Source organism: Hymenobacter psychrotolerans DSM 18569 (assembly GCF_900142395.1).
GTDB classification, from domain to species: domain Bacteria; phylum Bacteroidota; class Bacteroidia; order Cytophagales; family Hymenobacteraceae; genus Hymenobacter; species Hymenobacter psychrotolerans.
In genome coordinates this window covers 103,214-125,733 of sequence record NZ_FRAS01000012.1, presented here as the reverse complement: position 1 = coordinate 125,733, position 22,520 = coordinate 103,214, and the positions used below count along the sequence as shown (strand labels likewise).

The window sequence follows — 22,520 nt, the reverse complement described above, 5'->3', positions numbered from 1 at the left end:
ACCAGTACTTACCAGGAGAAGATGAGGCCGAGGGTGGTGGTAGAGCCGCGGCGGAAGGAGCGGTAGGAAGCGTCGCTGCTCGAAAACTTGTTGTTGCGGTCGGTGTCCTGCACCAGCTCCACGGGCTGGTTGAACACGTCCTGCCAGGCCGCGCGCAGCTCCCAGTGCTTGGCCAGGCGCTTGGTCAGCACCAGGTCGAGCACGTTGCGGGGCACTTCGTACAGCGTGGGGTTGTCCTCATTGCCGACGGCGAAAATGCGCGGCCCCACCACGTTGTAGAGCAGGCTGACCTGGGTGCCCCGGTCTTCATCGTTGTAGTAAGCGCCCAGGTTGATGAGGTAAGGCGACTGGCTCTGCAGCGGGCGGGTCAGGGTCTGGGTGTCGCGCACGTCGGTGGGGAGCACCCGGCCGCTGGCATCCGGCACGTTCAGCACATCGCCCAGATCCACGCGGCTGAAGATGTAGGAGGCATTGCCGACCAGCGAGAGGCGCTGCAGCAGCGTGGCTTCCGACAGCCCGGCCAGTGACTTGCGGACCTCGGCTTCCACGCCGTAGCTCATGGCAGCTTTCGTGTTCACGAAGGCATAGTTGAGGCTGTTGGCCCCGCCCACCGAGGTGTTCAGGTAGTTTTCGATGGGGTTGGTGAAGTGCTTGTAGAAGGCGCCCAGCGTCAGCATTTCGCCGGAAGTGGGGTAGAACTCCCAGCGCACGTCCACGTTGTGCACCTGCGCCGTTTTCAGGGCGTAGTTGCCCTGCACGTCGGCGTTGAGGTTGAAATCGTAGAAGCGGAACGGCGCCAGCTCCCGGAACTCCGGCCGGTTGATGGTGGCTGCGTAGGCCGCCCGCACCAGCATCTGGTCGGTGAGGTTATAGGAAAGGTTGAGCGAGGGCAGCGGGCTGAACAGCCGGCGTCCGCCGTTGGTGAAGCCGCCGCCGCGCAGCTCACTGGTTACGGCCTGGTCGTTGTATTCGCCCCGGAAGCCAACCACGCCCGTGAACTTGCCCAGCGGCACGGTCAGGCTGGCGTAGGCGGCCAGCAGAGTGTTGCTGGCGTTGTAGGAGTCGTTGGGGTCGGTGCCTTCCTGCAGCGAGAAGCCGCCTTCCCGGCCGGTCAGGTTGCCGGGGCTGAACACCTGCCCGATGGGCTGCACCCGTACACCGCTGCCGCTCACGCCGGTGTTGCCCACGCTGGTGTAGCCGAAGTAGCGGGCCTTGAAGTCCCGGTCTTTGCGCTCGGCATACAGACCGGCTTTCAGCTTGATGCCGCCTTCTTCTTTGGTCGAGTCCTGCGTGAATTCGTGGATGATGTTCAGTGCGCCCGATTCTACCCGCTCGTTCAGCTCGGAGAAGTAGCGGCTGGCGTCCGTCAGGATGGGCTGGTTGGAAGCGGCCACGCCAAAGGGAGCGGGCGTACCGTCGCCGTTGGTGGCCCCAAACGGGCGGATGTAGCGCACACGGCGCCAGTCGGGCTCGGTGCGGTGCGTGTAGGCGAAGCCGCCCACCCAGTTGATGCTGGTTTTGTCGTTGGGCAGCTCGTGGTTGCCGATGAGCTGGCCCGAGTAGATGCTGCGGCTCTCGTACCGCTCAGAATAGGCCCGCACATCGTTGGTGGCAGCCGAGTCGGCACCTTGGCGCACCACGGTTTCGGCCGCGCCCAGTTGGTTGAACAGATTCTTGAACTCGAGCGTGCTGCGGCTGTTGAGGCGCATCCAGAAGTTCTGCACCACGCCCAGGCGCACCTCGTTGTTGTAGGATTCGTCCTGATATTGGGCGTCCACGGCGTTGCGGTCAGCGCCGTTCTGGTAGAACGTGAGGCGGGGCGTCGTGGCTACGTGGTAGTTGCCGTAGTTGAGGCTGGTGAGCGTGCCCACCTGCTTTTCGCCCAACTCGAAGCGGCGGCCCATGCTGAACGACAGGCGCAGGTCCGGAGCGGCTTTGGCCGGATTGATGGCCCAGTTGTTGGGCAGCTGGCGGCCATAGGCGGCGCGCAGCGGGCTAGAAATGTTGCTGTTGAGTGTGCCGGGCCAGTTGCCGGGAATGCTGCGTTTGCCGCTGTCGAAGCCCAGCCAGTCGTACTTGCCGCCTTCGTATTTCTGCACGTCGGAGAGAGTGGTGCCGTTGCGGTAGCCGCCCTGCAGGCTGAGCGTGGTGAAATTCTCCTCGGGGGCCCGCTTGGTATATACTTTAATCACGCCGCCGGCGAAGTCGCCGGGCAGCTCCGCCGAGCCGGATTTGTAGATCATCATCCGGTCAATCACGCTGCTCGGAATCATGTCGAAGGCGAAGGCGCGGGTATCTACTTCGGAGCTGGGCGTCAGCACGTCGTTCAGCATCACGGCGTTGTAGCGCTGCGTGAGGCCGCGCACCAGCACGAAGCGGTTGTCCTGGATGCTTACGCCCGGCACGCGCCGCGCAATCTGGGCCGCGTCGCGGTCCTGCGACTTCACAATCTGCTCGGCCGAAACCCCCACCGCCACCAGCTGCGCCTGCCGCACCTCGCTAATAACGGCCACCTCGGTGTTGGTGCGGCGCTGCGCCGTCACGACTACTTCGCCGAGGGCCGCCGATGAGCTGCTGAGCACCGTATTTATCACCACCACTTTCCCTGGTTCTACCTGCAGGCCGGGAATGGTTTTCGGGGCGTACGACACGGAGTTGATGGCCAGGGCATAGCTGCCGGCCGGCACTTTCGTGAGCGTGAAGTTGCCGTCGAGGTCGGTGGCCCCGCCGATGGCGGTGCCGGGCACGCCCACGCTGGCCCCGATGACAGGCTCCTGCGTGCCAGCGTCTTTCACCGTTCCTTTGATGGTGCCGGTCTGCTGCGCCCAGGCGGCCGAAGTGGGGCCCAGCAGCAGGAGCAGCAAGGCCAGAAAGCGGGTGAGTGTCAGGTTCATGGGGGTTGAATTATGCCGCAAAGCTCCCCTTCTGATATTACCTCATTGTCTCCGGTCCGTTACCAAATCATGAACGAGCAAAGAAGGCCGCCGAAACCTGCTTTCCAGCTACCCGAACAGCCGCCGGCCAACAGCAGCAGCGCTGTGTGGCGGGGGCGGCGCCGGAAATCCCAGTATCTTTTCAGCGCCCAAGTCTGCTGTTTTCTCTTTCTCTCTGCTGCTGCAAATGCGCATACTGATGCTGCCCAAGTGGTACCCCAACCGCTACGACGACCAAGACGGCGACTTTGTGGCGCGGCACGTGGCGGCCATTGTGCCCCACGCCGAAGTGGCCGTGCTGTTTGCGGCCGTAGCCCGCGGCCCATTGTCCCGCCTGACCGAGTGCGACGCTGACCTGGCCGGTCCGGTTCCGGTGCTGCGCTACTACTACCGCGCCCGGCCCACCGGCCTGGGCCCCCTCGACAAGGTGCTGAAGCTGGGTCTCTACTTCTGGTGTATGGTGCAGGGCTATCAGCGGCTGCTGCGCCATTGGGGTGCGACCCCGCAACTGGTGCATGCGCACGTACTGCTGCGCACGGGCCTGTTTGCGTGGTGGCTGAAGCTGACGCGCGGCCTGCCATACGTCATTACGGAGCACTGGACGCTGTATCTGCCGCAGAACGCGCACCGCATCGGCGGGCTGCGGCGCTGGCTGACCCAGCGAGTGGTGGGGGCGGCGGCCGGGCTGCATACGGTATCCGAAAACCTGCGCACAGCCTTAGCCCAGCTAGGTATCCGCAACCCCCGGACGGCAATTATTCCCAACGTGGTAGATACGACGCTGTTTCGCTTGCCGACGGCAGCGGAGCCGCGGCGGGGGCTGCTGCACGTGGCCGCTTTCAACGAGCAGGCCAAGAACCTGAGCGGGCTACTGCGGGTAGTAGCCCACTTGCGCGACTCGCAGCCCGGCGTGCGGCTGCGTATTGCCGGCTACGGCCCCGCCGAAGCGCCGCTCCGGCAGCTGGCCGCCGACCTGGGTTTGGTGCAGGATGGCACCGTTGCGTTTCTGGGCAAGCTCACGACTGAAGCCGTAGCGGCCGAAATGCGCCGCGCCGCCTGCTTTGTGCTGTTCAGCAACTACGAAAACCTGCCCTGCGTGCTCATTGAGGCTCAGGCCAGCGGCCTGCCCGCCGTGGCTACGGCCGTGGGCGGCGTGCCCGAGTTGCTGCCCGCCGATGGCACCTGCGGCTACCTCGTGCCCGCCCGCGACGAACCCGCCCTGCTGCAAACTCTCACGCAGGTGCTAACTCAGCCCAACCAGTTCAATGCGGCCACCCTGCGCAGCTACGCCGAAGCGCACTTCAGCTACCCGGCCGTGGGCCGGCAGTTCGCCGAATTTTACGCGGCCGTGCTGCAGCGGCCGTAAGCTACTGCCACCACCGCTCCTGCGGCAGCGCGCCGGCGCCCAGCGTAACGGGCTGGCCCAACTGCGGCGTGGTGATGGGCAGCAGCAAGCGGCCGGCTTCGGCGGAAGCGCGGCGCACCGGCTCATTCCAGGCGTGGCGGGCTTCCGTGAAAGCGCCCCAATGCACCGGCAGGAGCAGGCGGGCCCGCACATCAAGCGTGGCCCGCACGGTCTGCTCCGGCATCATGTGGATTTCGGCCCAGTCCTCGTTGTACTGGCCGCATTCCATCAGCGCCACGTCGAAGGGGCCGTGCTGCTGCCCGATGGTCTGGAAATGCGGTCCGTAGCCTCCGTCGCCGCTATAAAACACGCGTTTCGTAGCCGATTTCATCACCCAGGAGCTCCAGGAAGTGGAGTTGGCATTGGTGAGGCCGCGCCCCGAGAAGTGGCGGGCCGGGGTGCTAACAATGGTGAGGCCATCCAGCCGCACCGAGTCGTTCCAGTCCAGCTCCCGCACCCGCGCCGAATCGACGCCCCAGGCCCGCAGGTGCGCGCCTATGCCCAGCGGCACGTAGAAGCGGGTTACTTTGTCTTTGAGCCGCCGGATGGTCTGGTAGTCGAGGTGGTCGTAGTGGTCGTGCGAAATCAGCACGGCATCAATGGGCGGCAACTGCTCGGCCGTGATGACCAGCTCCTGATTGTAGCGCTTGGGCGTCACGAGGGGCAGTGGGCCCATTTTCACGCTCAGCATGGGGTCGAGCAGGATGTTTTTGCCCGCTATTTCCACCAGGCTGGCCGAGTGCCCAAACCACGTGACGCGCACCATATCGGCGGTTTTGCGCGTGATGCTCAGCGAGTCGAGAGTCTGCATGGGTAGGGGCGCGGCGGGCGCTTCGTTGGGTGCCGAGCTGAACAAAAACTTCCAGAACACTGAGAGCATGCTGCCGCCCGTGAGCTGCCGCGTGGGCACCAGATTCTGAAACTTGCCGTCCTGGTAGTGCCCCGACCGCGCATACGCGGCCCGCTCCGCCTTGGTGGGTTTGCCCCCAAGCTCCGGGCTCAGATTGGCAAAGGCTACGCCCGCTACCAGCAGCAATGCCACCACACTTCCGGCCAGCCGGCCCGTTACTTTCAGATAGTTTCTCATGCTGAGGAATAAGGTAAGCTGGCCCCGCACTTCCAACGGAACCCCGCACTACGGCGCAATGGCGTGGCTTACGCAGCAGTCGGGGTAGTCAGTTACATATTTTACGGCGCTACTTGTTTGTAGCCGCCCGGCCAAGGGTCACCGCCATTCGCAGCTTCTGCCACCTTATTTGGGCCTGAGCAGCTGCGGGCAGCGCCAAACCCGCACAGCGAATACCTTTGTCGGCTCACCACCTTTGTTGCTCGCAGTGCTACGCCGCATCTTTCACACCTTCGCTACCCGCCTTTCTGTAGCGCTGCTCAGCTTTGCGGTGGTCTGGCTGACGGCTCGCTCGCTGGGCGCAGCCGGGCGAGGGAGCGTCAGTTTGTTCGTGACGGACTGCGCCGCGCTGCTGTTGTTCATCGGGCTGCTGGGAGGCTCTTCGCTGATATTTCTGGCGCCGCGCCGCAACGTGTGGCATCTGCTGGTGCCGGCTTATGGCTGGGCGGTGGTGGTGTGCACGGCCGGCACTGTGCTGGCCGGGTTGCTGCGGCCGGTGCCGGTCAGCTACCTGGGGCACTTGTGGGCGCTGGCGCTGCTGCAGGCGTTTTTGTCCATCAACAGCGCCCTGCTGCTGGGGCGCAAGCGCGAAGCCGCTTACAACAGACTGAACCTGAGTCAGGTGGCGCTGCTGGCGGGGCTGCTGCTACTGGCGTTTATGGGGCTGGGCTGGCGCGAAGTGCCGGTTTACTACTGTGCCGCCTACGCCGCCTATGGGCTGCCGCTGCTGGTGAGTTTCGGGCTGCTGCGCCGCCTGCCCGACCGGTGGGAGGGGGGCCGGGGCCTGCGTTCCACGGCTGCCGAGCTGAGCCACCACAGTCGCGGAGCGCATCTGTCTAACATCCTGGCTTTCGCCAATTACCGCCTCAGTTACTATTTCGTGGCACATTTCGTGGATGCGCGGGCCGTGGGCGTGCTTAGTGTGGGCGTGGCCCTGGCCGAAGCCATCTGGCTGATTCCGCGCAGCGCGGCCCTTATTCAGTATGTAGATCTGGTGCACGCCGACGATAAGCAGGCGCAGCTGGCACCCACGCTGCGGGTGGCCCGGCTGGCGGCGCTGGCTACGGCCGCGGCCGTGGGTGTGCTGGCGCTGCTGCCCCCGGCACTGCTGGCGGCAGTGTTCGGGCCGGAATTCGGGGAAGCGCGCCCCGTTATTGCGTGGCTGGCGCCGGGCGTGGTGGCGGTGGCGCTGAACGTAGCCTGCAGCAGTTACTTCGCCGGCCTGGGGCAGTACCGCACCAACAACTGGGCTACTACCTTGGGCCTGCTCGTGACGGTGCCCGCCTGCTGGCTCCTGATTCCGCGGCTGGGCATAGTGGGGGCAGCCATGGCGGCTTCGCTCTCCTACATAGCTTCCACGGCCTTTCTGCTGGTGCAGTTTGGGCGCGCCACCGGAGCTGGCTGGGCCGACTGGCTGCCCGGCTCCCGGGATGTGGCTTACCTGCGGGAACTGGTGAGAAGCCGCTGACCGCCGCTCAGGAACGGCTTCTTACTGTCACTTCAAACCACGTTTCGGGGTCGGAGAGCGGGTCGGGAGTGTGGGTGGGGAGCAGCTGGGGCGAATACAGGGCGCAGAGCGTGTTTTCTACCTGCACCAGCTGGCCGGTGGCCGTGGCAGGCAACCCGTCCAGAATACCGGCCAGCACCTCCCAGCGCGGCTGGCCCGGCTGGCGGCTGGCATCGTGCCACACCACCACGGTTTCCGGGCCTACCAGATGCTCAAACACGCGGCGCGTATCGGTCCGGACGGCCTCGTAGCGGTGGTCACCATCAATAAAAACGACATCAAACTGCTTGCCCAGGCCGGCCAGGTCGAAGGTGGCGGAGTTGCCGTGCAGGTGCCGCACGTGGGGCAGAGGCCGCGAGAAAAAGCCGTGCAGCCCGATGTACTGCTCGCTCAGCCCCAGTGCCCGCATTTCTTCCCCCGAAAGATTGAGGGTGCATACTTCGGCTGCCACTTCGGCTACGTTGGCGGCACTCTCGCCGCGCCACGTCCCGATTTCGAAGTAGCGGCAGCGCGGCACGCGGCGGGCCAGGGCGCGCAGCAGCAGCAGGTCGGTGGGCAGCGAGCCGCCTTCCCGGAAGGCGAAGGGCCGCACGGTATGGTCGTGGTCGGGCGTCAGGAAGTGGGTGAGCGGCACGGCCGGCAGGCCCTGGGCCGTGAGGTGGCGCGCACCGTGCGCCAGGGCCCGCTGTTGCCAGGCGGTTTCGTCGGCGGCCAGCACGTGGTTGAGCAGCCAGGGGTTGCGGACGAGGCTGGCGAGGCCGCGCAGGGTTTTGGCAATTCGGGACACAGAGAAACGGCTGAGGAAGCCGCAAAGCTAACAACTCCTGCTACTCGGAGCCGCCGAAAAACCCGATGCCGCCCGCCGCATATCACCCACCAGGCAGCCGCTGCTGTACAGGAAGATGACAATTTTTTAGGTTGCTATAGATTGTAAATCAGATATATTGCTCTTCGCATAAGTGTGGTGCTGTCGTCAGTGGCGTTGCGCAGCAGCTTTTTTGCGGCTTGTCTTGTCTCCCCTTCACAATCACCGAGAGAAACACGCTTGCGTATGCCGGTTTCTTCCGACCTCGAAGCTCTGCTGGCTCAGTGCCTGCGCCGCGAACCGGCGGCGCAGCGTGCCCTGTATGCCCGCTATGCCGGGCGTATGCTGGGCGTAGCGCGGCGGTACGCCTACACGCTGCCCGAGGCCGAAGACATTCTGCAGGACGCTTTCGTGAAGGTATTTATCCGGTTGGGCGAGTTCCGCTCGGAAGGCTCGCTCGAAGGCTGGATCCGGCGTATCGTCGTCACGACGGCCATCAACCACTGGCAAAGCGGCAAGCTGCGCCGCCAGAGCCAGGTGGAGTTCCCGGATACGCAGGACTTCGTGCCGGCCGTGTCGGCGTCGGCCCTCGACCAGCTGAACGTGCGGGAAGTGCTCAGTCTGATTGAGCAACTACCGGAAGGCTGCAAGGTAGTGCTGCTGCTGTACGCCGTGGATGGGTATTCTCATAGTGAAATAAGTGAGCTGCTGGGCATTAAGGAGAGTACCTCCAAGGCCCAGCTTAGCAAGGCCCGCAAACAGCTGCTGCACCTCTACCAGCAGCAGAACAACTACATCCGACTATGATTCAGGACCCCGAAGATGAGCTGCTGGACCAGTCACTGCGCGAAACGTTCAGTGACTTCGACCTGACACCCGCCAGCCACATCTGGGCCGGGGTGGAAGGGCAGCTTGCGGCTATGCCGAAGGTGCCCCGGGCAGTGCCCTACAAACTGCTGCTGCCGCTGGCGGGCCTGGTGGGAGTGGGGGTAGGCTGGCTGCTGCCTCGGGAGGATGTGGCCCCATCTGCTCATAAAACAGAGCAGTCTGTTGTCTCGGCCAAAGCTCCACGTGCGGCTACTTTGCAACGTGCTCCGGCACTTGCTCTTGCTCCGGATGCGCCAGATGTGGCGTTGCGCCGCCAGCAGCCAACCCGTTCATTAGTTTCTGCAGGCAAAGGCCCAGTAGTTGCCAGCCGGCCGGCTGTTCCGCCTCAAAGCACCGCACCAGCGCCATCAGCAGAAGTCTCGACAGCCATAGCACAACAGACTCCAGCACCTGACCTTACCCCGGTGGCTGCACCCGAAGTGGTGGCTCCCGATACTATGTCGGCAGATGTAGCGCAGGAAGCAGTTGCAGCAGACTCGCAGCGCACATTGGTAGTTGGAGCGGCGCCACAGATAGTGTCAGATCCTGCCGCCAGCAATATGGTGGCTGGTAAGGCCGCTACTGCCGGCACATTCCGGCCAGATGGCGCAGCCCGAGAGCGACGGACTGAGTACCGGACTGCCACACACCGAAGGGCAGAGAAAGGCCGCAGCTTCCGCAAGCGGCTTGTGCACCTCACGCAGCAGGTGCGCCACCTGTTTAGCCCGCGCCGGAGCAAAGCGGCTGCCCAGCCAGATTTCTAGCGGGCGGTGAGCAGACGGGAAAGCCCATGAGCTCGAATATTCTGGGAATATAATTTTGTTCAGTAGCAGCCTTTTTAGGTAGGGCTCTGTCTGGGCAAATGCTGTTCCGCCACCATGCGTGGTCCCGTGGCAGGCGGGCCTGCCCGGTTGCTTGAAAAGGCTGAAGTGTCTTCAGCTGTTTTTACTTCTTACGTCCGTTGCCATGATGACTACCACACCGCCTGAAACCCCTGCCCGACAGAGTAGCGAGGCTACCCCGACTGAGCCAAAGGACTGGGGCTGGGTTGTTTACACGGTGCTATTTGTATTACTGATTATTGGCCGGCTGGCGGTGCAGTCCAGCGCGGGCCCCACTACTACCCGGCAGGGCGTACCCATAGTGCCCGTACAATCGGTGCAGAACAGCGTCTGGCCATACCATACGGCTCAGCATAGCGGCTCCGGCGGCCTGCTGCCCATACAGTAGCGCCTGGGCTACCGGCGCCGAAGAGCGGGCGTAGAGGTTCGCTAGCTGATGGGCACCTTGCGGAGGATGGCGTCAATCAGGTCCTGGGTGCGGATGCCGTCGGCTTCGGCTTCATAGGTGAGCAGAATGCGGTGGTTGAGCACGTCGCCGGCCACATCCTTGATGTCTTCGGGCAACACGTAGTCCCGCTCATCAAAGTACGCCACGGCTTTGGCCGCCCGGTGCAGCGCAATGCTGGCGCGCGGGCTCACGCCAAACTGCACGTATTGCTGAAACTCGGGCAGGTCGTAGTCGGCGGGGCGGCGCGTGGCAAACACCAGCTCAATAATGTACTTCTCCAGCGTTTCGGAAATCTGCACCTGATTGATCTGGTTGCGGATACCGAAAATGTCCTCTTTGGTCAGGATAGGGCTGACTTCGCCCACGTAGCTCATATTAGCCATGCGGCGCATCACCTCCAGCTCGTCGGTTTTCTTGAGGTAATCGACGAATACCTTCATCATAAACCGGTCTACCTGCGCCTCGGGCAGCGGGTAGGTGCCTTCCTGCTCTACCGGGTTTTGCGTGGCCAGCACCAGAAACGGCAGGTCCAGCGGGTATGTGGTTTCGCCGATGGTGACCTGTTTTTCCTGCATGGCTTCCAGCAGCGCACTCTGCACTTTGGCCGGGGAGCGGTTCACCTCGTCGGCCAGCACCAGGTTGGCGAAAATGGGCCCCTTCTTTACTTCGAATACCGACTGATTCTGGTTGTAAATCATGGTGCCCACTAAGTCGGAAGGCAGCAGGTCGGGCGTGAACTGCACGCGCTGAAAGTGCAGATGCAGCACCTTGGACAGTGTGCTGATGGTAAGGGTTTTGGCCAGGCCCGGTACCCCTTCCAGCAGAATATGGCCGCCCGTAAACAAGCCAATCAGCAGCCGCCCAACCATGTACTGCTGGCCCACGACCACCTTGCCGACCTCCGCGAATACCTGCTTTATTTTCTGCTGGTAATCGGGAACAGACTGCTCAGACGAAGAAGACGGCATCATACGCGGGAGAGAAGAGTAAGGTTAAAGGTAGAAAAAGCGGGGAGTATACGGGCGAATTGTACCTCGGGAGGGATAGTTCAGGCTGCAATGCCTGTATATAATGAAATTCATATTGTTGTAAGATGTGCATTAGTATTATTCCCGGTTTATCTGGTTATGCATAAAATGAAAGTATAATTTATTTATCATTATATACTTGCTATTGAATAAGTAAATGTTCAAATAGGTAAACCCAATAAGATATTCTCCCTTTTCGCCGCTACCCTTTCCTTATAGAGTAGGGCGGGTTCGTGCTTTTTTTTTAACCTTTTACCCCCACTACATGCACACACCTCTACTTTTTGACGGGCACACCACCACCCGGTGGCCCGGATTAACACCCACTAGGCCATGGGCCACCCGGCTCCTGCTGTTGCTGGGCTTGTGGCTGGCCGCCGCTACCGGGGCCTGGGCACAAGTGTCAGCATACACGTTTGCTCAATCGGCAGGCACTTACTCCACCATTGAGGGCACAACAGGCGCCGTCAATGAGCCTAGTGTGCAATCAGACAGCGGGATTTCAGGTGCGCTGCCCATTGGCTTTAGCTTCGTATTTGATGGCGTTACTTACACACAGGTAAAGGCATCGGCTAACGGTTTTTTGTCATTCAATACTGCCGGTACCTCCGCCCAAACCACAAATAATCTAAGTACCGTGGGGACCACCAGCCGTCCTCTGGTAGCTCCGCTCTGGGACGACTTAGATGGCAAAGCCACCGTGGGGGGAGTAACGAACAGCAGCAGGGCTAATTACAGTACTACTGGTTCTGCTCCTAACCGGATTTTTACTTTTGAATGGAAAAACTGGGAGTGGAACTGGAACTCCACGAGCCCAGTCGTATCGTTTCAGGTAAAGCTGTATGAAGGTACCAACGTAGTGCAGTTTGTCTACCAGCCCGAGTCGGCCGCAGTAGCATCTGGCTCCGCTTCTGTTGGCTTGTCAGGTGTCAGCTCAGGTCAGTTTTTATCCCTGAACAACCTTAGTGCCGCTGCTACAACCAGCTCTACTACCGAAACGACGTCTATCAGTACCAAACCTGCTGCCGGACAAACCTACACCTTCACGCCGCCTTCCTGCGCGGCCCCGACGGCGGCGGGCACGAACACGGTGACGAGCACGTCGGCCAACGTAACGTTCACGGCCTCGGCCTCGGCCACGAGCTACACCGTGACCTACACGCCGGCCGGCGGCACGGCCACCACCGTTACGCCCGCTCCCACGGCTTCGCCCGTGGCGCTGACCGGCCTGACGCCCGGCACGACGTATGCGGTGAGCATTGTCAGCAACTGCGCCGGCGGCCTGACCTCGTCGGCCCTGACGACGTCCTTCACGACGCTGAGCCCACCGCCCGCCAACGACGACTGCGCCAACGCCATCAGCCTGACCTCCGCGGTGACGTGCACGCCGGTTACCGGCTCGACCATCGGGGGCACGGCTTCCACGGCGGCAGGCACCTGCGCCGGCACGGCCGATGATGATGTGTGGTACTCGTTTGTGGCCACCAACACAAGCCATACCATCACGGTGGTCGGCAACGCCAGCTTTGATGCCGTAGTCAATTTGCGCTCCGGCGCCTGCCCCGGCACGAGTGTGGGGGCTTGCCGTGACAACACCGCCAGCGGCGGCACGGAAACCATTGCGGCCACGGGCCTGACGGTGGGGCAAACCTATCTGGTGCGGGTCTACAGCTACTCGTCCACGGCTCCTACCACCACGGCTAACGGCGGTTTTACCATCTGCATCACAGAACCGGCGGCCTGCGCGGCCCCTTCGGTGGTAGCCACCAATACCATCAGCACCACTTCGGCTAACGTGACATTCACGGCCGGTAACGGCAACACCAGCTACACCGTGACGGCTACGCCTACCACAGGCAGCCCCATCACGGCCACGGGCGCGGCTTCGCCGATTGCGCTGACGGGCCTGACGCCAAGCACGCAGTATAGCGTGACCGTGACGGGTACCTGCGCCGACGGCCAGACGGCTACTTCTGCGCCGGCCATCACGTTCACCACGCTGGCTCTGCCGCCTGTTAATGACGAGTGCGCTGATGCCATTGCCCTGACTCCGGGCGCGGCAGGGGCCGCTTGTTCTGCTGTCAGCGGCACGACAACGGGTGGCACAGCCTCTACGGCAGCGGGTACCTGTGTGGGCACGGCCGATGATGATGTGTGGTACTCCTTCGTGGCGACGAACACCAGCCACACGATTAGAGTAGTGGGCAGCTCCAGCTTCGATGCGGTAGTGAACCTACGCTCCGGCGCCTGCCCTGGCGTCAACATTGGTTCCTGCCAGGACAACAGCGGCGACGGCGGCACGGAAACCATTACCGCCAACAGTTTAACCGTCGGTGCTACATACTACGTGCGGGTATTTGAATACTCCACAGGGGCTGGCTCCGGCGACTTCACCATCTGTGTGACTACGCCTGCGGCTCCGGTCTGCAATGCGCCGACCAACCTGAACGTCAACGCTATTACCAGCACTTCGGCAAACCTGGCGTTCAACACCTCGGCGTCGGCTTCCAGCTACACCGTAACGTATACCACGCAGGGCGTTCCGCCGCAGACTATCAGCCCCAACCCGACGACTTCGCCGGTGGCCCTGACGGGTCTGACGCCCGGCACGCTCTATAGCGTAGTCGTGGTAAGCAACTGCGCCGGCGGCCTGACGTCTTCGGCCGCTACGACTTCCTTCACGACGCTGGCTGCCGCCCCGCAGGATCTGACGGTGAGCAGCGCCCAGAACGTGCAGGGTACCTATAACAACGTGACCATCACAGGCACGGGCATTGCCACTCTCACCGGTGTCTTGACAGTGAACGGCACCCTTACGGTACAGACCGGCGGTGCGCTGGCCCAAAACTGCCAGCCCATCAATGGGCCGGGTAGCTTCGTGCTGCAGGCCGGGGCTGAACTGCGCATCTGCGACGCGGCCGGTATTGCGGCCACGGGTGGCACAGGCGCTGTGCAGGTGACGGGCTCCCGCACGTTCAGCAATGATGCCAACTATGTGTACAACGGTACGGTGCCGCAAAGCTCCGGCCCCGGCCTGCCCGCTCGTGTCCGCAACCTCACGGTGAACAATGCTAGCGGCCTGAGCCTGAGCCAGCCGCTGAGCGTGGCTGAAGTAGTGCGCCTCACCAGCGGCAACCTCACGCTGAACAGCAACGGCCTGACGCTGCTTTCCAGCGCCGCCGGCACTGCACTGGTCGACAACACAGGTGGCGTAGTCAATGGCACGGCCACTGTGCAACGCTACATCGACCCAAGCCTGAACAGCGGCCTGGGGTACCGCCACTACTCGTCGCCGGTGCAAAGCACTACCGTTGCTGACCTGACGACAGCCGGCTTCTCGCCGGTAGCAAACGCCACCTACAACACCAGCCTCACGCCTTTGGCCGTTACGCCGTTCCCCACGGTGTTCGGCTACGAGCAGGCTCGCGTGGCCACCAACCAGGGCGCTGGCCTGTCGAACTTCGACAAAGGCTGGGTGTCGCCGAACTCTACCGGTGAGCCTATGGCTGTGGGCCGTGGCTACACCGTGAACATTGCAGCTTCGGCACTGGTCGATTTTGTGGGCAACCTCAACAACGGCAGCATCAGCACGGGTCCGTTGGCCCGTGGTCCGCAGGCCGATGCCGGCTGGCATCTGGTAGGCAACCCCTATCCGTCGCCGCTCGACTGGAGCACGGTGAGTGTTCCGGCCGGCCTGAACGGTGCTATCTATGTGCACCAGAGCCCCAGCCAGTACGGTACCAGCTACCGCAGCTACCAGAACGGCATCGGCGGCAACCCGCTGGTGGCCTCGTCGCAGGGCTTCTTCGTGCGGACCAGCACCGCCGGCGCTACGCCTACGCTGACCCTGACCAACGCCAACCGCGTGACGTCCTTCGGGCAGCAGGTAAGCTTCAACCGGGGGCCTGAAACCCGGCCGCTGCTCCAGCTGGCCGTGCGCACCACCGCCGGCACCTCGCTGGATGATACCTACGTGTATTTCGAGCAGGGCGCTACGGCCAGCATTGATGACCGCTACGATGCCTACAAGCTGCGCAACACGTCTGCCAACCTCTCTACCGTAGCCGGTTCCGAGGAAATGAGCATCAACGGCCTGGCGCCGCTCACGGGCGCTGAAGTAGTGGTGCCGCTGAAGCTGCAGGTGCCCCAGGCTGGTACCTACACCTTCCAAGCTGCTCAGCTCCTCAACTTTGGCGCTGGTGCCGAGGTGCTGCTGCGCGATGCCCAGACCGGCACGCTGAACAGCCTGAGCCAGCAGCCCAGCTACACGTTCACGCTGGGAGCTGCCACGTCCGGCACGCGCTTCTCGCTGGTATTCCGCGGCACTACGGCCCTGAGCACCAACAATGGCCTGCTGGCAGCCCAGGTAGCCGTATTCCCGAACCCCGCGCACCACAGCTTCCAGCTGACCATACCGGCGCTGGTAGCAGGCAAATCGGTGAAGGCGACGCTGCTCAACAGCCTTGGTCAGGTAATGACCGAGCGGACGCTGCCGGTTACCGCCACTGGCGTGCAGGCCCAGTTTGAGGTGCAGCACCTGGCCCAGGGTGTTTACATTCTGCGGCTGGAAACGGCCAGCGGCCCGGTTACCAAGCGCGTAACCGTGGAGTAAGCGCCACATATAGTGAAAAAGACCGGCGCTGCTGTCGGTGCCGGTCTTTTCTTTGTCTTTCCATCTGTTTTTTCGTCTATGAAGACTTCTCTTGTACGTCACCTTTTCGCCGCTACTCTGGTGCTCCTGGCAACCAGTCTGGCGGTGGCTCAGGGGCCCGGTTCGGGTGGCCCCAACCCCGATCCTCAGCAGCCCACCGCTGTGCCTATTGATGGTGGGGTTTCGTTGCTGGTTGCCGCCGGGGTAGGGCTGGGCCTGAAAAAGCTCCGTGACAAGCGCCGCCGTTAAGTCCGGCCTACTTCAAACCTCGTACTGTAAGCGGCCCCGCCTTTTCTTTGGCGGGGCCGTTTGAAGTTGAGCGCCGGCCGATTTGCGCCAGAAACCTCTATTTTTCGCTTTATGTCTGTTGCTGCTTCTCCCTCGTCCGCTCGTCCGCTCCGGCGGTTTCTGCTCCTGGCCGTCGGTTTGTATCTGGTCTGGTTCTTCGGTTACGAGCAATGGCTCCGCCAGGACAACCGGCTCGATACCTTCCTCTCCATCAATATTGCCAAGGTGTCTACTGCCGCGCTGCAACTGCTGGGCTTCCCCGCCAGTCTCGCCGCCGACAATCCGCAACTGCTGATGATGGAGCAAAAAATGGCGGTGTTTGTCGGAAACCCGTGCAACGGATTGGTGCTGTACGTGCTGTTTGCGGGCTTCGTGCTGGCCTACCCGGGGCCGGTGCAGCGTAAGCTGTGGTTTATTCCGGCGGGTATTCTGGCCATTTATGCGCTGAACGTGGTGCGGGTAGGGGCGTTGGCGCTCAACCATTTCTACGCGCACCAGTCCGTCGATTTCAACCACCACTACACGTTCACCTTTGTAGTATACGGCTGCATTTTCCTGCTCTGGATGCTCTGGGCCAGACGCCTCTCTGTTTCCACTGCGCCAGTACTGGGTTAGTTGTTGCGCTATGCTAGGTAGTAGTACGCCGCCCGTTCGCACCATGCCCCGCCGAACCTATGCAAGTCGCGCTATAGCGGTTCTGGTATTGGTTGCGGTTCTGTTTTGGGCAGGAGTTTATGATGAAGCAGTGTTTGCAGAACTGACCGAGGCCTGGCAGAAGGTGCTAACGATGCTAGGGTTTACTGATCAGCTGGCGGCTGTTCAGCAAAGCGTGAGCGGCGAAGTCACGAAACGTAGCCTGCCTGCTGTCCTCACGTACGCGCTTCTCTACACCGGCGTGTGCCTGCTGCTGCTGCGCCTGCTACTGCCGGCCCGGCACATGCGGCTGATACTGCTGCTGTACGGGGCTGTGTTTGGGTGCTGTGCCGTATTGCTGGTTGTCGGCCGCCTGGCCGGCGACGTTCCCTGGATCTACCAGCTTGGCCGCCGCCTCATCGATTTTATCGTATCGCCGCTGCCCGTAATCGGGTTGGTAGTACTACTGCGCTGGTACGCGCCAGCCACTGGTCGCTAAAGCTGTACTACACAAAAAAGGCTCCTTCTCAACTGAGAAGGGGCCTTTTTTGTGTACCAGAGACGGAGGTACATGAATGTTCTTGAAATCAGTTAGTTACAAGGCCCGTGTTAAACAGGTGTTAAACATTGGGCTCCCAATCGGAGGGAGGGACGGTTTGCAGGGCCACTAACTCGCCCATCGTCGGCTCGTCGAGAGCCGTGCCGAAACGCACGAACCACTCATCGGCGGACGCATTCCAGACATAGGCCGTGAAGGGTGGTACAGGCTGGCCCGGCACAAACACCGCATCGAGCTGCTGGGCATCGTTGGAGAGAAGGAGAATCTCCTCCCGCTTTACTGCTTCGCAAAAAGCCTCAGTGATAGTGGCGGTCATTTCTGAGTCGATTGAAGCAGTGCGTTGTACTTCTGCAGCGCCTCGGTATAGAGTCCATACACGTACAGCAACTGGTCTTTGCATCCTTCAAGACTGTCTAACTGGTAGGGGACCAGCGGCTCTGCTACTAGGGGACGGTGCAGCCGCAACTCGGGAAACTCTTCACCAAAGTCGTAAAAGATAGCCTTGCCGACTTCACGGATGAACTCGAAGTCCAGGTGCCTGTCCTCAAAACGGCGATACAGGGTAGGGCGGCTGATCCCCAGGGCTGTATGCAGTTTGGTGAGCTTGACTCCACTCTGATGAACGGCTTTCGCAACGATTTCTCCCCGATGCTTCGAGTCCTTGGTCTGGGAAGCCTTTTCTCCACTTTTGGCCATGCGGGGCGGTTTGATCTCAGTGTGAGACAAAATTGGAAAGGCCTTACCGGTAATCATCTGCCATAATTTTTACGTTTTCTTGGGATTAATTGGCTTTTGTGGTACATATTTGTCTCAAATACGTATCAAATAGTCTCACACCAGTCTCGCAAGGACTAAGCCAAGAAATTATGGTACTTACAAAAAGTGTTCATCCCGACCCCGGCATGGAACCCCTCACCCGAGAGCAACAGATTGAAGCTCTGCGGAAAAACCTGACCGTCGCGGACCAGGAAAAAATATGCGCCAGGCATCATATTGGCCGGGCCACCTACTACCGGATTATCCAGGCCTTCGACCTAAAGAATAAGGTCATGCTGGATATCGTGCAGCTGGCGGAGGCCAATAAGCAGGCAGCTGACCAACGGGCCGAACAGGCGGCGGCTTCCCTCAAAAAGCTGCTATAGCCATGCCGACAAACATGATTCTGAATGCCCTGCAGGAACTGGCGCAGTGCGCCCCGGAGATTCAGCTCCATTCCCTGGCGTGGGCGCATCGCTCGCTCAAGCAGCGGTGCGCTCATCTCAACCGGGCCAAGCTACTCTACTATGAGCAGGGCCATGCGGATGCTTGGCAGTGCCAGTACGAGGAGGCCAGGGCGGATCTGGCCCTGATTGAAAATGCCCTGGAGGCGGCATTCCCGGCCCCTTCGCTGCCAGCCGGCTGGGCAGCGGATACTCCGAACGCATGAGCGGCCTGCCCCATGCCCATTGATTATGCCCTGTATCCCCCGAACTGGAAAACGGAGATTGTTCCCCGCATCCGATTACGAGCTGGCGGGCGCTGTGAACAGTGCCACGTGCCGGCCTGGGCGTATGGCTGGCGCGACGTTTCAGGTCAATTTCATCCGGGAGACCCACCGGTTCTGGCCACAGCCGGCCAACTCTTTTCTCAGGACGGCCTGCAACTGGGGCCGAAGGCGCTCAAGATCATTCTGACGGTGGCCCATCTCGATCATGATGAGCATAACTGGCAGGTGCGGGATGAGCGGCTGATGCTACTATGCCAGCACTGCCACCTTTCCTTCGATCGGGCCGACAACCTGAGACGCCGTCGGCAGAACCATCCAGCCGTTCCGCCTGGGCACCCCCGGCTGGAACTGGTATTTCCTCATTCGCTGCGCAGCACCGCTACTGCTGCGCACCGCTAGACTTTTCCTTATCCTCTGACTATCGTTCCCATGTCAGCCCGCTACTCTCTCGAAAAGCACCCCAAGCCGAAAGGCACGTGCCCCAACTGCAGCCAGAAGAAGGTGTTCCGCTTCTTCCAGGACCAGGACGGCAACCGTCTCGACGAACAATATGGCATCTGTGACCGGCAGGCCAAATGCGGCTATGACCACCGCCCCTCGGGCGAACTGTTCACCGCTACCGGCACCGCCGCCGATGCGCCCGAGGCCGAAACCCTGAAGCCCGCCGCCGACGTGGCTGCGACGCTGCTGGCTAAAACCAAGGACCACAGCAGCAACCTGCACAAGTACGCCCGCACGCTCACCATCCCGGCTGAGCACCTGGAAAAGTGGGCCGTCGCCACGGATCGGGACCGCACGGTGTTCCTGCACCTGAACGGCGAGAAGCAGCTGGTGAATGCCAAGTGGTTCAAGTACACCGAGGACGGCCGGCGCGACAAGCTCACCCAGCCCTACAGCTTCGCCAGCACCGACGAGGAAAAGAAGAAATCGGCCCGCTACGCCTTCTGTCTGTTCGGAGAGCACCTGCTGCGCCACGACAACCCCGAACGGCCCATATGCGTGGTGGAATCGGAGAAATCGGCGGTACTGGCCTCATTCTTCTACCCACACCTGGACTGGGTAGCCTGCGGCGCGGCCAACGGCATCACCGACGAGAAGATTTCGGCACTGTTCAACCGCCCGATCTGGTGGCTGGCCGATGCCGACGGCAACGTACCGAAGCTGAAGGACGGCCAGCCGGAGATGCGCAACGGCAAACAGGTGCTGACCGAGGGCGGGCGCAACAACAGCAGCCTGCGCAAGCTCAAATCCTACAAGCAGGACTTCGTAGTGATTGACCTATTTCCCGAGCGCCACGATGGCTACGACATTGCCGACGCGCTGCGCGACGGTGTGCGGCCTGATATCGTGGCGCCTGCCAAGCCCAAGTTCGAAGCCAAAGCCAAAAAGGCCAAGGAGCTGCCGGTACTGCCCGCCGATGTCGACAACTGGTCGGTGCAGATGAAGGACTACTGGTACAAGGCCAACCTCTTCATTGAGGAATTTGAGCGCCGCGGTATCTGGATTGGCAAAAACGACGAGGACTGGGAAAACACGGCCAACTCGCTGGCCATCTTCCGGGAGCACGGCCGGGAGCTGCTGCACCGGCTGGCCCGGCCGGAGAAGACCTATTCCAAGCAGGACGTTGATGCGCTCTTCGACGAGGCGCTGCAGAATGCCATCTGCTCGTCGCCAGCCAAATTCTTCGCCATCGGCAAGCACTACAACATCCAGCTATCTGATCTGAAGGAGAAGGTGAGCGAGGAGGATGAGCTACGCAGCATGCTGCCGAAAGGCGTGAGCCCCGAGGACTACTTCAAGCACGGCTTCTACGAGCACGACAACGCCTATTACTCGGTCACCAAGGACGGGCCGAAAATGGTGTGCGGCTTTACCATCAAGGTGCTCTACCTGGTGAAATCGAAGGACAACCCCAAGCGGATCGTAGAGTTGAAAAACCAGTATGGCTACACCACTACGCTGGATTTGCCGACGGATGCGTTTGTGGGCCTGGGGGCGTTCAAGAAATACGTGGAGTCGGTGGGCAACTTCGTGTTCGAAGGCAACGAAACCGACCTGACTCGCCTGAAGAAAAAGCTGTTCCGGGAAGAGAAGGTGACCACGGAAATCACGACGCTGGGCTGGCACGAGCGCGGCCAATTCTATGCCTTCAGCAACGGCATATTCAACAGTAAGTGGACCAAGACCGACGAGTACGGCATCGTCGAGCACGACGGACTGAACTACTTCCTGCCGTTTTTCAGCGGCATCAACGACGACCACAACGCCTACATCAATGAGAAGAAGTTCAGCCACAAGGACAGCTCTGTGAAATTCGAGGGCTGGGCCGACCTCATTTATAAGGTCTATGGGCTGAACGGGGCCATTGGCATGTGCTTCTACATCAGCAGCCTGTTCCGCGACTACATCTTTGAGGCCCACAACAGCTTCCCGATGCTCTACGCCTTCGGCCAGCGCCAGTCCGGCAAGTCGGTTTTTGCCGACAGCTTCAAACACCTCTTTGGCACGCCCCAGGACTCTATTTCGCTGGAAAACCCCAGCACGGTTATCGGCGTGATTCGCACGCTGGCCAACTTCACCAACAGCATCGTGATGCTCGACGAGTATAAGAACAGCGTCGATAAAAAGACGGTGGGCATGCTCAAGGGCTTCTACGACGGGTTCGGCCGCACCACCGGCGTGAAGAGCAACGACAACCAGACCAAGGTGACCAAGCCCCGCTCGGCCGTGTGGATATCAGGCCAGGACATGCCCAACATCGACAACGCCCTGTTCACGCGCACTATCCTGCTGGAATTCCTGGCGGGAGACCGGGACTACGAGAGCTTTGATCGGCTGAAGAAGATGCAGGAAAAGAGCCTGACCAGCATCACGCTGGAGGTACTACGCCACCGGGCCGACATCGTGAAGTGGTACAAGGACTTCTTCAAGGTCGTGCGCGACAACCTGCGCCAGCTCATGGCCAAGCATAAAGTGGACGTGGAAGACCGCATGATTCAGAACATGGCCATCATTCTGACTCCCACGCTGTACTTGCTGGAGGCGAACCTGCTCAAGTTTCCCTTCGATGTGGATACTCTCTACGATATGGCCGTGCAGATCATCCTGCGCCAGCACCAGCAGATCAGCCAGAGCACCGACAGCCGCCGCTTCTGGGACGTGTTCGTGGGCCTGGTCAGCCACAAGCCCATGCCGCTTATTATCGAGGGCCAGGACTACCGTTTCTACAAAGGCAACCTGTACATCCGCCTGGGCAACGTGCATCCGCCGTACATGCAGCAACACCGCAACCAGTACAACGTACCGGGTCTGGACAAGACGACGCTGGACTACTATTTGAAGAACGACCCGGCCTTCCTGGAAAAGAAGGATTTACGCTTCGACATGCCAGCTGGCTCGCCGGTGCTGAAAACCAACCCGACTAGCTGCTATGGCTTTAAATTTGACGAACTTGGCATCGACCTCACCTCCAGTGCCGGCGATGTGATGACGCAGGATATCGAGTAGGCCAGGAGGCCGGCGTAGGTCGGCACATTGGCAACGATTTTTGATTCGGAGTAGCGGCCGGATCAGATTACCAGGTGGGAACGACCTGGCACAAGGGCAGCGCAGACGCGCTGCCCTTTTTTCGTGCTATCGGGTGGGCCTAGTGGGGCGCAGGTGCTACAGATAGTACAATGTAGGGGCGCGGGCGCAGGGGCGGGCGGGCGGGCGCATTAAGGCGACAATGCAGTAAAAAATATGATATGCACGGTGCCCCCTTATAAATACCAACCTACACCGACCTACAAACCTACAGGGTGAGACAATTATGTAAAAAGTATTTCTATTCTCTATAAAGTAGGTTTTAAGGGTCTGTTCTCTTCTTCTGGCTGTAGGTTGGCTGTAGGTTTCTGTAGGTCGGTGTAGGTTGGGCCTTTTAGCCTCAACCTCCTGAAGCCT

At 61.1% G+C, this 22,520-nt stretch carries 18 protein-coding genes; 12 read left to right on the top strand and 6 right to left on the bottom strand.

Annotated elements, in window-relative coordinates; genetic code table 11:
* Window positions 1–8: 8 nt before the first annotated feature.
* Window positions 9–2,894 carry a TonB-dependent receptor gene (locus tag BUE15_RS12315; RefSeq protein WP_073285318.1) on the bottom strand — a complete coding sequence of 962 codons (2,886 nt, stop codon included), beginning with the start codon at window positions 2,892–2,894 and terminating at the stop codon, window positions 9–11.
* Between the two features lie 226 nt (window positions 2,895–3,120).
* On the opposite strand from BUE15_RS12315, the gene BUE15_RS12310 reads away from it, so the two are divergent.
* Entirely contained in the window at window positions 3,121–4,299 is a 1,179-nt protein-coding gene (locus BUE15_RS12310; RefSeq protein ID WP_073285315.1) for a glycosyltransferase, read from the top strand.
* A gap of 1 nt (window position 4,300) precedes the next feature.
* Here BUE15_RS12310 and BUE15_RS12305 read toward each other — a convergent pair whose 3' ends face one another.
* Window positions 4,301–5,425, bottom strand: coding sequence for an MBL fold metallo-hydrolase (locus BUE15_RS12305; protein ID WP_073285312.1), 1,125 nt, complete (start codon window positions 5,423–5,425; stop codon window positions 4,301–4,303).
* Between the two features lie 247 nt (window positions 5,426–5,672).
* Between BUE15_RS12305 and BUE15_RS12300 the strand changes: the two genes are divergently transcribed.
* Window positions 5,673–6,932, top strand: coding sequence for a lipopolysaccharide biosynthesis protein (locus tag BUE15_RS12300; RefSeq protein ID WP_073285309.1), 1,260 nt, complete (start codon window positions 5,673–5,675; stop codon window positions 6,930–6,932).
* A 7-nt stretch (window positions 6,933–6,939) separates the two neighbouring features.
* Here the strand turns inward: BUE15_RS12300 and BUE15_RS12295 are convergent, their stop codons facing one another.
* A complete protein-coding gene (locus BUE15_RS12295) occupies window positions 6,940–7,758 on the bottom strand; it encodes a class I SAM-dependent methyltransferase (protein WP_073285306.1) in 819 nt (272 codons plus the stop codon).
* A gap of 264 nt (window positions 7,759–8,022) precedes the next feature.
* Here BUE15_RS12295 and BUE15_RS12290 point away from each other — a divergent pair, with 264 nt between their 5' ends.
* Both BUE15_RS12290 and BUE15_RS21575 read left to right on the top strand, forming a co-directional pair.
* Complete coding sequence (locus BUE15_RS12290) at window positions 8,023–8,583, top strand: RNA polymerase sigma factor (protein ID WP_073285303.1); 561 nt, start codon at window positions 8,023–8,025, stop codon at window positions 8,581–8,583.
* Window positions 8,580–9,407, top strand: coding sequence for a hypothetical protein (locus BUE15_RS21575; RefSeq protein WP_139252262.1), 828 nt, complete (start codon window positions 8,580–8,582; stop codon window positions 9,405–9,407). The genes BUE15_RS12290 and BUE15_RS21575 overlap by 4 nt, the downstream gene beginning before the upstream one ends.
* 507 nt (window positions 9,408–9,914) lie before the next feature.
* On the opposite strand, the gene BUE15_RS12285 is transcribed toward BUE15_RS21575, so the two are convergent.
* A complete protein-coding gene (locus BUE15_RS12285) occupies window positions 9,915–10,904 on the bottom strand; it encodes an AAA family ATPase (RefSeq protein WP_396276129.1) in 990 nt (329 codons plus the stop codon).
* A gap of 694 nt (window positions 10,905–11,598) precedes the next feature.
* On the opposite strand from BUE15_RS12285, the gene BUE15_RS12280 reads away from it, so the two are divergent.
* The 4 genes from BUE15_RS12280 (at window position 11,599) to BUE15_RS12265 (ending at window position 17,032) form a co-directional block, all read left to right on the top strand.
* Entirely contained in the window at window positions 11,599–15,573 is a 3,975-nt protein-coding gene (locus tag BUE15_RS12280; RefSeq protein WP_170865248.1) for a beta strand repeat-containing protein, read from the top strand.
* Between the two features lie 78 nt (window positions 15,574–15,651).
* Window positions 15,652–15,861: a PID-CTERM protein-sorting domain-containing protein gene (locus tag BUE15_RS12275; RefSeq protein ID WP_073285297.1), complete on the top strand. Its 210-nt coding sequence runs from the start codon at window positions 15,652–15,654 to the stop codon at window positions 15,859–15,861.
* A gap of 111 nt (window positions 15,862–15,972) precedes the next feature.
* The gene (xrtX, locus tag BUE15_RS12270; protein WP_073285372.1) at window positions 15,973–16,515 is read left to right on the top strand and encodes an exosortase X; all 543 of its coding nucleotides are present in this window, start codon (window positions 15,973–15,975) and stop codon (window positions 16,513–16,515) included.
* 10 nt (window positions 16,516–16,525) lie between these two features.
* Window positions 16,526–17,032, top strand: a complete 507-nt coding sequence (locus BUE15_RS12265; RefSeq protein ID WP_396276128.1) for an XrtX-associated membrane protein — start codon at window positions 16,526–16,528, stop codon at window positions 17,030–17,032.
* Between the two features lie 121 nt (window positions 17,033–17,153).
* Here the strand turns inward: BUE15_RS12265 and BUE15_RS12260 are convergent, their stop codons facing one another.
* Window positions 17,154–17,408: a hypothetical protein gene (locus BUE15_RS12260; RefSeq protein ID WP_073285295.1), complete on the bottom strand. Its 255-nt coding sequence runs from the start codon at window positions 17,406–17,408 to the stop codon at window positions 17,154–17,156.
* Window positions 17,405–17,788, bottom strand: a complete 384-nt coding sequence (locus tag BUE15_RS12255; protein ID WP_073285292.1) for a hypothetical protein — start codon at window positions 17,786–17,788, stop codon at window positions 17,405–17,407. Before BUE15_RS12255 ends, BUE15_RS12260 begins: the two co-directional genes overlap by 4 nt.
* Window positions 17,789–17,994: 206 nt before the next feature.
* Here BUE15_RS12255 and BUE15_RS12250 point away from each other — a divergent pair, with 206 nt between their 5' ends.
* From BUE15_RS12250 to BUE15_RS12240, 4 genes are read left to right on the top strand one after another with little or no spacing between them, the layout of a single operon-like run.
* Window positions 17,995–18,234 carry a hypothetical protein gene (locus tag BUE15_RS12250; RefSeq protein WP_073285289.1) on the top strand — a complete coding sequence of 80 codons (240 nt, stop codon included), beginning with the start codon at window positions 17,995–17,997 and terminating at the stop codon, window positions 18,232–18,234.
* Window positions 18,235–18,236: 2 nt separating this feature from the next.
* Window positions 18,237–18,518 (top strand): hypothetical protein, encoded by a 282-nt coding sequence (locus BUE15_RS12245; protein WP_073285287.1) that lies wholly within the window; start codon window positions 18,237–18,239, stop codon window positions 18,516–18,518.
* A gap of 12 nt (window positions 18,519–18,530) precedes the next feature.
* Complete coding sequence (locus tag BUE15_RS21570) at window positions 18,531–18,977, top strand: hypothetical protein (RefSeq protein ID WP_139252259.1); 447 nt, start codon at window positions 18,531–18,533, stop codon at window positions 18,975–18,977.
* Between the two features lie 30 nt (window positions 18,978–19,007).
* Entirely contained in the window at window positions 19,008–22,085 is a 3,078-nt protein-coding gene (locus tag BUE15_RS12240; RefSeq protein WP_073285285.1) for a DUF6371 domain-containing protein, read from the top strand.
* The last annotated feature ends 435 nt before the right edge of the window (window positions 22,086–22,520 follow it).

What these genes read in the sequence shown, in the direction of transcription:
- BUE15_RS12255 (WP_073285292.1), bottom strand. Translation starts at nt 17,788, where the DNA reads ATGGCCAAAAGTGGAGAAAAGGCTTCCCAGACCAAGGACTCGAAGCAT.
- BUE15_RS12290 (WP_073285303.1), top strand. Translation starts at nt 8,023, where the DNA reads ATGCCGGTTTCTTCCGACCTCGAAGCTCTGCTGGCTCAGTGCCTGCGC.
- BUE15_RS12250 (WP_073285289.1), top strand. Translation starts at nt 17,995, where the DNA reads ATGGAACCCCTCACCCGAGAGCAACAGATTGAAGCTCTGCGGAAAAAC.
- BUE15_RS12265 (WP_396276128.1), top strand. Translation starts at nt 16,526, where the DNA reads ATGCTAGGTAGTAGTACGCCGCCCGTTCGCACCATGCCCCGCCGAACC.
- BUE15_RS12245 (WP_073285287.1), top strand. Translation starts at nt 18,237, where the DNA reads ATGCCGACAAACATGATTCTGAATGCCCTGCAGGAACTGGCGCAGTGC.
- BUE15_RS21575 (WP_139252262.1), top strand. Translation starts at nt 8,580, where the DNA reads ATGATTCAGGACCCCGAAGATGAGCTGCTGGACCAGTCACTGCGCGAA.
- xrtX (WP_073285372.1), top strand. Translation starts at nt 15,973, where the DNA reads ATGTCTGTTGCTGCTTCTCCCTCGTCCGCTCGTCCGCTCCGGCGGTTT.
- BUE15_RS12275 (WP_073285297.1), top strand. Translation starts at nt 15,652, where the DNA reads ATGAAGACTTCTCTTGTACGTCACCTTTTCGCCGCTACTCTGGTGCTC.
- BUE15_RS21570 (WP_139252259.1), top strand. Translation starts at nt 18,531, where the DNA reads ATGCCCATTGATTATGCCCTGTATCCCCCGAACTGGAAAACGGAGATT.
- BUE15_RS12315 (WP_073285318.1), bottom strand. Translation starts at nt 2,894, where the DNA reads ATGAACCTGACACTCACCCGCTTTCTGGCCTTGCTGCTCCTGCTGCTG.
- BUE15_RS12285 (WP_396276129.1), bottom strand. Translation starts at nt 10,904, where the DNA reads ATGATGCCGTCTTCTTCGTCTGAGCAGTCTGTTCCCGATTACCAGCAG.
- BUE15_RS12240 (WP_073285285.1), top strand. Translation starts at nt 19,008, where the DNA reads ATGTCAGCCCGCTACTCTCTCGAAAAGCACCCCAAGCCGAAAGGCACG.
- BUE15_RS12305 (WP_073285312.1), bottom strand. Translation starts at nt 5,425, where the DNA reads ATGAGAAACTATCTGAAAGTAACGGGCCGGCTGGCCGGAAGTGTGGTG.
- BUE15_RS12260 (WP_073285295.1), bottom strand. Translation starts at nt 17,408, where the DNA reads ATGACCGCCACTATCACTGAGGCTTTTTGCGAAGCAGTAAAGCGGGAG.
- BUE15_RS12310 (WP_073285315.1), top strand. Translation starts at nt 3,121, where the DNA reads ATGCGCATACTGATGCTGCCCAAGTGGTACCCCAACCGCTACGACGAC.